Origin of the sequence: Spirosoma terrae (genome assembly GCF_010435915.1) — a bacterium.
GTDB classification, from domain to species: Bacteria; Bacteroidota; Bacteroidia; order Cytophagales; family Spirosomataceae; genus Spirosoma; species Spirosoma terrae.
This window is the reverse complement of the sequence record NZ_JAAFZH010000018.1, coordinates 81,265-93,383: the sequence shown is the minus strand read 5'-3', so window position 1 is coordinate 93,383 and position 12,119 is coordinate 81,265. Positions and strand designations below refer to the sequence as shown.

The following is a 12,119-nucleotide window of genomic DNA, read 5'->3' as shown; positions in this document are numbered from 1 at the left end:
GATATGGCGTACCAACTTTCTGATTATATGAAGCTAATTCGAATACTTTTTCTGCATGGCTTTAATAAAAGCATAGCCGTTTTCAGCAATATCCCACGGATCGTTGTATTCGCGCCATACGTTAATGCTATTCGCGAAATCAATATCGTTGCGGGTGAAGGCTTCGATGGTCATCCAGCCGTTGTAATTGATCTCGGCTAGCGTCCGGAACGTATCATCCCAGGGAATATGCCCACCTCCCGGCGTGCCCCGGTCATTTTCACTGATGTGCACGTGCGCCAAAACCGGTGCTATGGTTTGGAGAGCATCTGGGAATCGCTTCTCTTCTATATTGGCGTGATGCGTATCAAACATCGCCCGTACATTCGGATGATCAGCACGCCGAATCAATTCAGCCAATTGAGCCATTGTGTTGCACAGATAACACTCAAATCGGTTGATCGCTTCTGGCGTTAAGATGATGTTGGCCTGCTTGGCGTACTCTCCGGCAGCGTTCAGCACCTCAGCGCTACGTGAATATTCGGCGTCCTGAGGTTCCTGCCGTGAGAACGTAGCAAAAGCGGAATGAAACGGGCCACAGATCACAGAAGCGCCCATCGCCTGTGCCCGATCAATGGCATCTTTTAGTCGAGTCAGGGCTTGCTCACGAATGGTCGATGATTCACTGGCCGGATTTTCGTCGGGGCTCATCACCATTACGCAGGTACTTTTCAGGCCTAGCTGCTGAAGATGATTACCAAACTGTTGATAAGCCGCTACGTCCTGATAGTCAATAAAGCATTCGATCCCGTCGTAGCCAATTTTTTTCAAGCGTTCCGCGATGGGGTGCATTTTCTCGGAAATCGGGGCCGACCAGGCTAATAAATTGAATCCAACGGGCGATGATTCTAAAGTTGGCATAGGAAAAGGGTTAATTTATTTCTCCATAGGGTGTTGCTTGAGCAACTGCTCGGGCGAGTAAAAGTCTTTTTTACTGTCGGTAGCCGCGCGGACCTGCTTCACTTTTTCGGGCGAAATGGCCGATGCTTTGTTGCCGAACGAGTTCCGTACGTACGTCAGCACAGCCGCGATTTCGTTGTCTTTCAATAAACCCCCAAAAGGAGTCATCGGAACCTGTCCGGGATATTTTTTGCCCGCTACGTCCAGAGGCCCGAGAAGTCCTTTTAGCGCGATCTTGATCAGACGATCTTCATTGCCGGTTACCCAGGGCGTGCCCGTTAATGGCGGAAAGCCGGAAGCCGTAAGTCCTTTCCCATCGGCCTGGTGGCACGTAATGCAGTAGCCCTCTTTGGTGTATATTTCTTTGCCTAAGTTGAATAGAGCCAGTTCATTACCTTTCAGGGTTGAAGCCGTCGCTACGTCCTTCTCCTTTTTAACGTTTTCGCCGTTCAGGTGCGCAACCGCTGTTTCGTACGCATGAATCATCCAGTCGTCGAGCGGCTTTTTCTTCGCTTCGGCCAGAATGGGTAAACCTTTTTCCTTGCCAATCCAGGAAGCTGCTACAATAGCGGCCAGCCGAACCCGGCTATTCTCGTCTTTGGCGGCTTCCATCAGCAAATTCGCCTGATCGGGCACCTGATGGCCGGTATAACGAACTACCTGAACTGCAGCCGCACGAGCGTGATAGTCTTTGGCGTGAAGCATCTGCCGGAGCAGTTTCTGATCGACTTTATCCAATCCCCAACTAACCCAGAGCGCTTCCAGTACGTGGTGTTCGTAGCGGGGATCATTTTTATCCAGCTTTGCCACCCAATTGTTTATCCTGGCGAGCACCTGCGACGCGTCGCGTCCACGAAGTTCGCGCCGGGTGCGATAACGGGTGCGATACTCTGGTAACTTCAGGTTATCCAGCAATTCGTCAATGCTGGCACCATCGACTTTAGCCGGTTTTACGAGCGGCCGTGATGGATACGTAATGCGATACACGCGGCCGTGCGAATGGTCACGTAGCGGATCGCGGGCATTATGCTGCATATGACCAATCAGAATGTTGTGCCAGTCGATGACATACAGGGAGCCATCGGGCGCAAATTCCATATCGACGGGCCGGAAATTTCGGTCTTCGCTCACGACCAGATCCATCCGGTGTTTGCTCTTGTAGCCCGTGCCATCATCGACCAGCGTGTGCTCTTTCGTACCCAGGAAACCGATGGTATTATTGATCAGCAGATCGCCTTGAAGTTCGTCGGGGAAATGACGGCTGGAAACAAATTCCAGACCCGAGGTAGGCCGAACCCTGTGTGCATCTTCGATCAACTGAACCGATTTGTGCGTTGCCTGGCCGTAGCGAGGTAGAACGCTGCCAGGCATCATCCAGCGAACGTCGGGACTTGAGGTTTCGGCAAAAAATGGTTGGCCCCAATCATCGAAGGCAATACCCCAGGGATTGGGAATCGACAACTGAGCAGTACGTTCCAGCTTTTTAAGTTGGGGGGCGTAGCGATAAAAACCACCGTTGGTAGCCCGAACAGGGCCATACGATGTTTCGACGTTGGTATGCAGAAAAACACCTTCACCCGAATAAATAGCGCCCGACGGATCGACCGTAAAAGCGTGACTGTTGTGGTGCGTATCATGATCGTCGAAGCCGCTGAGCAGAATTTCGACTTTGTCGGCCTTGTCGTCGCCATTGGTGTCCGTGAAAAACTTCAGATTGGTACCCTGAGAAACGTAAACACCTTCAGGTGCTATTTCGAAACCAAGCGGCAAATGAAGTTTATCGGCGAAGACCGTCTCTTTATCGGCTTTACCGTCGTTGTTGGTGTCTTCCAGAATAATGATCTTATCGTTTGGCTTAGGGTCGCCCGGTTTGTAATGCGGATAACTAGGCATACAGGCCACCCACAACCGCCCCTTGTTGTCGAACGACATCTGCATGGGTTTTGCCAGATCCGGGAATTCCTGCTCCGAGGCAAAAAGCTCAATTTTATAGCCAGACGGTACTTTTAATTTGCTGAGTGCATCCTGGCCATAGAGGTACGTAAGACTGCCGTTTTTCTCTGGATTGAAGTTGGTTTTGACCTCTGGCAGGTTTCTGGTCCGTTTATCGGCCGCTTCAATATCCATTTTCTGGCCTTTAGTGGCCGCCAGCCAGATGGCCGTATCCCGAACCGCCGTCATCTGCCGAATTTTTTCGATCTCAGCCGGGTAATTGTCGGGACCAAACGGATTATAACGACGTCCGTATACGTGCACACCGTTCGGAATCTTGTAATCGTTATGCCACATCCAGTTTTTTTCGATCACTGCATTCTGAACCAACTGTCGGTTTGTTTCGGCTTTGGATGGCGCCTTACCAAATAGCTGATCGGCCAGTAAAAGACCTAACTTCTGGTAGCCTGCCTCCGTGAGTTGCGATCCGTCGATTGTTAGTGGCTCGGTGCTGGCGGCATACCATTGCTGAGAGGGCGTGAACGCATCGACGAACAGGACGGCGTTGCGGTCGGCCACTTCCTTCATGGCTTTGGTGTACAAGGAAAGGTTTTCGTTTTCCTTTTTACCATTTGGCAGATCAAATTTGCTCGATAAATCTTCGAAGGCAATGGGCGATACAATGGCCAGTTTAGGAGCGCTGGTTCCGTTGTATTTCTGCTTCAGCGTCCATTTAATAAAAGCATCCAGCTCGGCTTTGTAGTTTTCCAGCCCTGCTTTTCCCTGGAATGATTCGTTATAGCCGAAAAAGGCAACAATGACGTCGGTTTTCAGGCGGGTGAGCCATTGGTCGGGTGTTTCGAAATGCCCTTCGCTTTCCGATGGATTAGCGTATTCTGTCTGAAATTTTTCGGCGCCCGGAAAAGCCCAGGGATTATTGCGACTCGCATGAGGTCTGAAGCCGGGGGTATCGCCACCATCGCACATATTCCGAATAAACAACTGGCTATCCGGATAGCGCAGAAACATCTCCGTTTCGAAGGAACCGAAATTCATCATTCGGGAGCCCAGGTTGTTGCCCAGCAGAATGATACGTGATCCCTTGTCGATTTTCAGTGGATCAGATTGATTGGGCTGGAAAGCGGTAAAGGCGAGGAATGCCAACCCAAATCCGGCTAGTAATCCAACAACGCTACGTTTTTTGGCTAGGATCATGATCAGGATTTTTTAGGGTGGCCGTAAGGAACATTAATAGCAATCTTTCCTTTCCATTTTTTAGGAACGGGCAACCCCAGCTCCCAATGGATGGCATTGATAACCAGTCGTTGGACGGATTCTACCTGAAAATCGTCTGGATGGCCGAGAGTCGTCATGAAGGCCTTACCTCCCCACTGATTTTTCCAGGTCCAGGCTACGGGATTGTCGATGGCGGCCTTGTCGGGATTAACCGATTTGCCCATTAATAGCGGCACCGCTCCCTTGGCTGGGTAATCGGGTAGAACGCGATATAGCCAGGACGCTACGTGGAAGGATGGTGCTACGCCCGTCAGAATAGGGTTTTTAGCCGCTTCCGGAATAATCGTTACGTCGGTGGTGCTGTTGTGACCGTAATGGGTGTGCTGCGCTTTACCGCCCCAGCCCGGAGGAGCGCCGAACGCAAATTCACCGAACGCATTCCAGCGTTTTCGGTCATCGCCGTCCGGATAATTGAAGGCGTGTGTCGTTGTGCGGAACCCCATGACCGGCTTACCTGATTTAAGATACTCGTCGATATAGTTCAACTGATCCTGGGGGAGCAGACGCCAGCGTAGAAAAAATACGGCCAGATCAGCTTCGCGCAAAGCCTCCAGGCCGGGAATATCTTTTTCGCCATTGTAATCAGGAACTGACTTCAGCACGGTCGTACGCATGCCATAATTCTTTTCCAGTTCGGCGGCAATAAGTGGCAAGGTTAGTTCGCCACTGTATTCATGGTCGCCAGTGACAAATACTACATACGGTTTTGAGGCTTTGGCAACTGTTTTGGTGCCATTAAGAGTACCTAAGGCGAGCAAAGCAGCAAGTTGCTGGATAAACGTTCGGCGTTTACTTTTCATGTTGACGGTCTACAAATCAAGCTCTACAGGTAAGCTAATCAAGAAATGAATTTACTTAGATCGCCAACGAATTTGCTGAAAAATATACGGACTGGGGTATCTTTTCGCCGGGATTTGTAGAAAGGTCAGGAATAAATGATGTGAGGCAAGCTCATTTCTTGATAAATCGCCTGAGCTGAGTCCGTTCGCCATCGTCCAGCTTCAGAAAATAGAGTCCGGTAGCCAGGTTATTGAGACGTAGCGAGCCCTGAAACTGGCCGTTTCGGCTGTTGGAAAGTTGTGATTCGAGCTGCACACGACCTTGCTGATCAATAACGCTAATACGTAGTTGGCGAACATTGGGGTACGCATACTGAATGTCAATCGTATGCTCGGCCGGATTCGGATAAATTGTAAATAGCGAATCAGAAAGCGGTGCCACACTGGTAACAATCGGAAAATGAACGTAGCGCTCTGTCGACCAGCCCACGCAGGTCTGTTGGGTAATACGTACTTTATAGATGCCGGGCGTACTGACCGAAAATCGATCGCGGGTGGCGCTGGCAATAGGCTGGTTGTCCTGATACCACTGATACTGATAATCTTTCCCGGTGGTTGCGTAAAGAGTTACGGTTGCTCCCTGCAAAAAGGTTAAGTCCGTTTCTTCGGGCGTTAGAGAAATAGTGTCAACCGTAGTGGCACTGATTACGACCGGATCAGACAGCGCCTGGCAGCCTTCCTGCGAAAGCCGAACCTGATAACGACCCGGCAACGTAGCATTTAACGTAGTCGACTGAACATCGGTCAGCACGTTTCCGTTACGTAACCAAACCAGGGGTGAACTAGTCGTAGACGTTGCCGTCAGCTGAATCGGTGCGCCATCCTGACAAAGCCATTGCGTGCTGGCAGGCGTTATTTTTACTGCATCATCGATGGTTCGTACCTGAACAGTTGACGAGGTAACCGAACAGCCGGATGCGTCGGTCATCCGCAGTGCGTAGGCTCCTGCGGTGGCCGTCTGGTAAGTCGACGTAGTGGCATTGGCAATGGGCAAATTATTAAGCAGCCATTGGTACGTAAAACCTGCTCTATTATCAGCGCTGAGTTGCAAACGGGCACCAGAACAGAGAACTGTATCGCGCCCGGGTGTAATTGACACCGGAAACTGACATTGCAGCCGGTATAGACCGCTGACAACAATAGAAAAGGGCTGGCCCGTGTACTTCATTTTGCCCTTGTGCGATACTGTGATCGTATAAGCCTGACCTGGTACAGGATTCTGGATATAGATCTGCTCGACGTTATCGCGGATGTTATCGCCGGATGTGGCCACTCGTGACGGATTTGCTGGATCGAGAACAAACGGCAGGAACGTATTGGCACCGGCAGCAACCCGTACATCTAAGTCATTGATCAGTTTAGGCGTTTGTAGGTCGAGCGAAGCGGCTGCAACGGCTGTCGCTGGACCTTCCGGATCAGTCCAGCACAAGGTAATGATGAGCGGCTCATTGCCCTGGGCGACAATTCGTTGGGTGAATGTCCCGCCCGATTCTAACGTTCGCTCCAGAATCAGATGAGCCTGATTTGTGTTTAAAATGACTCGTGCAGCGGCTTCCGTATTTAACAGACCCCAGCCCTGACGATAGTCGGGACCAGTTGCGGGTGTTGTCCGGCTGGCAGTATGCAGGGCCAATCCTTTCAGCGTGGCCGAACGCATAAACTGACTGGCCTGCGTGGAATTGGTTGATGTGGCCGCTTTTTGTTGCATGTAGAGTTCCTGCAACAGCACAAGCGAACCCGTTACGTTAGCCGACGCCATTGATGTTCCGGTGTAGGTGCCGTAAGACGATGGCGCATCGGATAGGGTTGAGAACACGTTCGTGCCCATACCCAGCAAATCGGGCTTAATACGCCCATCATCGGTTGGGCCCCAGCCGCTATAGGCGGTCGAGTTAATAGTGGTTGGCTGATCCTGCTGATTAAACGTAACGTCGGCGGCTCCTACGGTCAATACGTTCTTGGCAGTAGCTTCGGCAGGAATGACATCGTACCCATCATTCCGGCTGCGGTTTAACGTACTGGTTTCGTTGGTATTTCTTAGGTAATAAGGCGTTCCGGCGGGCGGTCCGGTTTCGGCGCGTTTGTTATCGGCTGACCGGATCATCAGATAAAAAGGGTTGTTGGCTGCAATCTGGTCAATATCACGGGCCTGTGAGGTGTAGAAACCGAATAAATAATCTTCCGTTGTGCTGATTCTCGTATTACCCCACCATTCCCATTTCTGGGCCGGGTCGGTGCCGGGGCGAGACGGGTTATATACCCAGCCCACCACTGGGCCATACGCGTGATTAGAGAGCAACAGGTTTGGGGCCGCAGCAGCTATTTCGCTAATGTCGTCGCTATAATTCCAGATAGACAACTGGGCACCGTAGGCCATGCCCCTGGCCTGGGCGTTGATGCCTCGGGCAACCAGCGTTCCGGCCAGATGAGTGGCATGATCGCTGTATGAACCGGTAGTGTCCATTTGCTGCAAAATAGCTGGGCCAGCAGTAGCTGGGCTGAATTCCTGATGAGTAGTAAGAACTCGCCCGCCATCCCACAAGCCTATTTTACCACGCAAGGCGCTACTACTTCCCGATAACGCCAATTGTAGCACGCCGTTCTGGTAAAGCGACTGGGTACGGGTGGCTCGGGCTGCTTCTGTATTATGAAGGGTGTAGTAAACAGGCTGCCCGAGTGAGTCAATTCGTTGCAAAACCAATTGGCGATTAGTAGCATAGTGACTGTAGACTGGCCAGCCCTGTTGTTTCGCCAACTGGGTCGTTCGCGTACGTAGCGCGCTGTATCGCTGAACAAGTTCCGTTCTCCAGTCAGAACGTATTGACTGACTAAAACTGGCCTGTTGAATAAGTAGACACAGCACGATCCAGCCAGCGCGTTTAGCCCTGATCAGGTTACCCCAAACGGTAATGAATACGCTTATGAGCTTTGATGTGTAAAACTGATTCAGGATACGATACTTATGGTTTCTGGATGCGTTTAACCCAGCTATTCTGGGCTTTGTCATCTGAAACTATAACAAAAAATGTACCGCCTGCTAAGCCTGTTACGTCTAATTGCGTAGAATATGATTTACCGTCCCGTTGCAGGGTGGTTGTATGCAACGTTACCCCTCGAATGTCGACCAGCCGAACGGTTGGCGATTGTGGAAACGACGTAGCCGACGACAGCGAAACCGTTACCTTGCTCGTAGCCGGATTGGGATAAACCAGCAACGTATTGTCTTCGGCCACTGGCTCCGCGTCCAGAATGACCAGATATACTTCTGTCGAAATGAGTTCACCGCAACCGTTTACATTGCCCCGAACCGAATAGCGACCCGTTTTCGTGACAGCATACGTAGCACTGGTAGCGCCAGAAATGGGAACGCCGTCGAGCAGCCACTGAATGCCGGACGTAGCGTTCGTGGTTAACGTAAAGCTATTGACCGTAATGGTTGGCGTTTGGGCGGCCCGAATCGATATGGTCACAGCCGCTGATCGGGCGGGGGCGCATATACCGGTTACCTGCACGGCATAGTTACCATTCGATGCCACCGATAGCGTACTGCTGGTTGCTGCGGAAATAACTGTTCCATTCCGGTACCATTGGTACAGCAATCCGCTACCTGTATTGGCCTGCAACGTAACGCTGGAACCCTGACAAATGCTGGTGGATACGTTGGGCGTAACGGTGGCTACAGAGGCCTGGCCTGAGGAAGGCGTAACGGCCACCCGCGTAGCCGATGGGCAATCGGCCGCACGGATTTGCAGGTCGTAGAAATAATACCAGGCTGTAGTCAGTGTATCATAACCGCCCGATGCGTTCTCAAACAGCGACCCTTTTGTAGACACAACGGTTTGGCCATTGGCGGTATTCAACCGATATGGAAAACCAGAAACGCCTACATTACTCCTGAAAATGGCCGCGCTGTCGGCGTAGTCAATCGTAACCTGATACGTACCGGCCTGCGGGATTTTTAGATTCAGATCGTAAATCGCACCCGGATCGTTGGGGTCATCGGCCAGCTGGCCGCTCGTAGCGGTTGCACTGAGCGGTAAGGTCCGGGTTGCGGTGACGGGAATAGTCAACGACGATACCGTTGATCCGCTTAGGGTGGCTACGGTAAAGGTTAACGTACCGGAATGACCAATATAGAGTCGGGCGCTCGATAACGTAATTGGTACGGTCGTCGTAATCAGCGGAGCCGGACCGTAATTGTAGCCGTATGTGCCTCCGCCAAATGCACTTTTCGCCGTTGGGCCGAGCCGACCACTAAATTCATTCAGCGCAGCATAAAATACGCCAGTAGCTGGTTTACCCGAAAAGGAAACGGCATTGCCCGCTGCCAGCAAATTGCCTCCCGTTGGGGCATCATACCAGAAGGCGGTGGCATTGCCTTTGTTGGTCAGGTAAAAAGCGGTATCGATGCCACAGGTAGCTGCGGTAAAAATACCGCCCGTTGTCGGTGGAGCGACGGTGCGGGTTGCGGTGAGCTGGTTGTTTGATGGGTTCTGATCATTCGCCAGCACCGCCGATGCGGTAAAGGTGTAGGTTTGATTGGGTGTCAGATTCAGGGCGGTAGTCGGCACCAGCGTTACCTGTCCCGTTCCATAGGCAGCTAACGAAGCCAACGTACCCGACAACGTAGCAACGGTTGTATTGGCCGCATCGGTAATCTGTACCGTAACCGGAATATTGGTTTGCGTTTGAGGACCGAAATTCTGCACCTGTATCGATACGGTAGCGTCGTTCACGCAGAATGTACTGGATGGGAAAGGAATGTCCGTGATGCCAATGTCATTTGTTGACGTAACGACCCGAACCAGATAGTCCTGGGTTTCGCCGTTGCCATACGTACCGCAAGGGTTAACAGCGTTCGGATCGCTGGTTTCGGTTGCTACGATACGTAGCCGGATGAGTTGGCCAACCGTTACGCTTTGCGGAATCGTTACGTTGGTGGTAAATACGCCGGGACCGTTCAGAACACCAGACGTAGCAATCGTTTCGGTAGCGTCGGTGAAATTGCCGTTTGCGTTCCAGTCGGCAAAGGCTTTAACGACTACGTTACGGGTCGCTCCACAAGTGCCGGTAGTGACGGATAGTGGCAATGTCTGGCTGGCCTGAATCGTACCGACTGTTTGTTGTGTAAAGTCATTATACGTCGTACAGCCGCTGGTGCCGGTCTGACTGATGCCACCGAACGTAACACCGCTGATTTTGCTATCGGCCGACGAGCTGGGCGCAGACGTACAATAAACCTGTCCGCCAACTCCGCTTACAAGGAGCGCGTAATCCTGTTTGCCTCCGCTGAGCGTTGCTTTGTTCGTGATGGCAATGGTGTATGTTTTGCCGGGAACGGCATTCTCGATCCGTATCTGTTCCACATTGTCGCGGGTGTTATCGCCAGCGGTAGCGGCTTTGCTCGGGTTGTCGGGGTCCAGTATCCACGGCAGGTTGATGGTTGTGCCGTTGGTGATACGCAGGTCGAGATCATTGACGAGTTTGGGAGTACGATCATTGATCTTGGTGGTGATGGCTCCTGCCGGATCATTCCAGCAGATGGTGGCCACCAACGGACCATTTCCCGATGCAATGACCTGAATGGAGTCGCGTTGACCCTGGGTGAGACTCCGTTCGCTCAACAAATGCGTTTTGTCGTCATTACGAATAAGACGAGCCGCCTGTTCGGTATTCAGTAAGCCCCAGCCAAACTGATAGTCGGGGCCAATGGATGGTCCGGTTTCGAAGGCCGTATGCAACACTAGCCCCCGTAACGTTGACGAGCGCATAGGCTGGCCAGTCAACTGCGTGAAATATTCCTGAAGCAGCAGCAGCGAACCCGATACGTTCGGCGTGGCCATCGATGTACCACTAAGCGTTACGTAGGCGCTGTCGCTGGTGGAATTGGCGGATAAAATATTGACGCCAATACCGACAATATCGGGTTTGATCCGGCCATCGTCGGCGGGTCCCCAACTGCTAAAATCGGCCAGTACTACGTCGGCTGGTCGTTTATAGCCGTAAACAGGGTAGAAAGCAGCGCCTACCGTCAGTATATTTTTGGCGATGGCCGATGTCGACATCTGGTCGTATCCTGTTTGCAGATCGCGCGGTACGGTACTGATCTGATTGCCATGATTAACCAGAACGTACGATTGTCCGGCCGTATAACCACTGGCACCATGATCGTTACCGGCGGCTTTGACCATCAGATAGTAGGGGGCTGAATTTGCGATGAGGTCAAGCGATCGGGCGTTGGATTCGTATAAGCCAAATTTGTAATCATATACCTTACTGGCGGTGGTATCGCCATACCATTCCCATTTTACGGAACCCTGCCGATCAGGGTTATATTGATAGCCAGCCTGATAGCCATAGGAGTGGTTCGAGATCAGCAGGTTCGGCGCGGCTGCCGTTATTTCAGACACATCATTGGTAAAATCCCATGCCTGTAGTTTGGCACCAAAGGCCATGCCGCGCGCTAATGCGTTAACACCCGTGCCAATCATGGTTGTGGCTACGTGAGTAGCGTGTTCCTCATCAGCGACAGCCGTGCTGGCTTTGTCGTTTTGGGTAATCCGATTTCTCAACTCAACATGAGTCGACAGGACAGCACCCCCATCCCAGATACCCAGTTTATTCTGAACGGAAGCGCTACTGCCCGATAGGTTGAGTCCAAGACTACCGCCCGCATAGAGGGCCGACGTACGAGTGGCATTCGCTACCTGCGAGTTTCCGACACTGGTGGCATGGTATAATAAATTCCCCCGATCATCGATCCCCGCCAGGGTAATCTGTTGTCCATTGCTACGTAGTTGAGTGATCGGTCGTCCGAGTTTATTGGCTAGCGAAACGGCGCGCGTATAGTTAGCATCGTAGGTTTTCTGTATGGTTTGCCGAAGTGTTTCCAACTGCTGGCGCTGCCCAAGAGAATAAGGAAGCTGCTGAGCGGATAAGTGGCTGGAAATCAAAAGAAAGAGAATGGCTAAAAACCGACTTCCGCAGAACCATAAACGGTATAACATACGCATCAAATAAGGATCAGTTCGTCATCAGGACGAATTGTATCCTATAGTACGATAAAACAGGGCTTCCTGTTGCGTAGTCAATCTTTTCTGTAAAAGACTTAAC

5 protein-coding genes are annotated in these 12,119 nt (G+C 51.6%); all 5 read right to left on the bottom strand.

All coding sequences use genetic code 11. The annotated features are described in order from the left end of the window. Positions 1-33 precede the first annotated feature (33 nt). The 5 genes from GK108_RS26910 to GK108_RS26890 all read right to left on the bottom strand — a co-directional run bounded on the left by GK108_RS26910 (position 34) and on the right by GK108_RS26890 (position 12,013). Entirely contained in the window at positions 34-900 is an 867-nt protein-coding gene (locus GK108_RS26910) for a sugar phosphate isomerase/epimerase family protein (protein ID WP_163954688.1), read from the bottom strand. 15 nt (positions 901-915) lie between these two features. Beyond that, positions 916-4,086, bottom strand: a complete 3,171-nt coding sequence (locus tag GK108_RS26905) for a PVC-type heme-binding CxxCH protein (RefSeq protein WP_163954687.1) — start codon at positions 4,084-4,086, stop codon at positions 916-918. A 2-nt stretch (positions 4,087-4,088) separates the two neighbouring features. Then, a complete protein-coding gene (locus GK108_RS26900) occupies positions 4,089-4,967 on the bottom strand; it encodes a ThuA domain-containing protein (protein ID WP_163954686.1) in 879 nt (292 codons plus the stop codon). A gap of 151 nt (positions 4,968-5,118) precedes the next feature. Beyond that, positions 5,119-8,013: a S8/S53 family peptidase gene (locus tag GK108_RS26895; RefSeq protein ID WP_163954685.1), complete on the bottom strand. Its 2,895-nt coding sequence runs from the start codon at positions 8,011-8,013 to the stop codon at positions 5,119-5,121. After that, positions 7,967-12,013 carry a S8 family serine peptidase gene (locus tag GK108_RS26890; protein WP_163954684.1) on the bottom strand — a complete coding sequence of 1,349 codons (4,047 nt, stop codon included), beginning with the start codon at positions 12,011-12,013 and terminating at the stop codon, positions 7,967-7,969. Before GK108_RS26890 ends, GK108_RS26895 begins: the two co-directional genes overlap by 47 nt. Between the last annotated feature and the right edge of the window lie 106 nt (positions 12,014-12,119).

What these genes read in the sequence shown, in the direction of transcription:
- GK108_RS26895 (WP_163954685.1), bottom strand. Translation starts at nt 8,013, where the DNA reads ATGACAAAGCCCAGAATAGCTGGGTTAAACGCATCCAGAAACCATAAG.
- GK108_RS26905 (WP_163954687.1), bottom strand. Translation starts at nt 4,086, where the DNA reads ATGATCCTAGCCAAAAAACGTAGCGTTGTTGGATTACTAGCCGGATTT.
- GK108_RS26890 (WP_163954684.1), bottom strand. Translation starts at nt 12,013, where the DNA reads ATGTTATACCGTTTATGGTTCTGCGGAAGTCGGTTTTTAGCCATTCTC.
- GK108_RS26910 (WP_163954688.1), bottom strand. Translation starts at nt 900, where the DNA reads ATGCCAACTTTAGAATCATCGCCCGTTGGATTCAATTTATTAGCCTGG.
- GK108_RS26900 (WP_163954686.1), bottom strand. Translation starts at nt 4,967, where the DNA reads ATGAAAAGTAAACGCCGAACGTTTATCCAGCAACTTGCTGCTTTGCTC.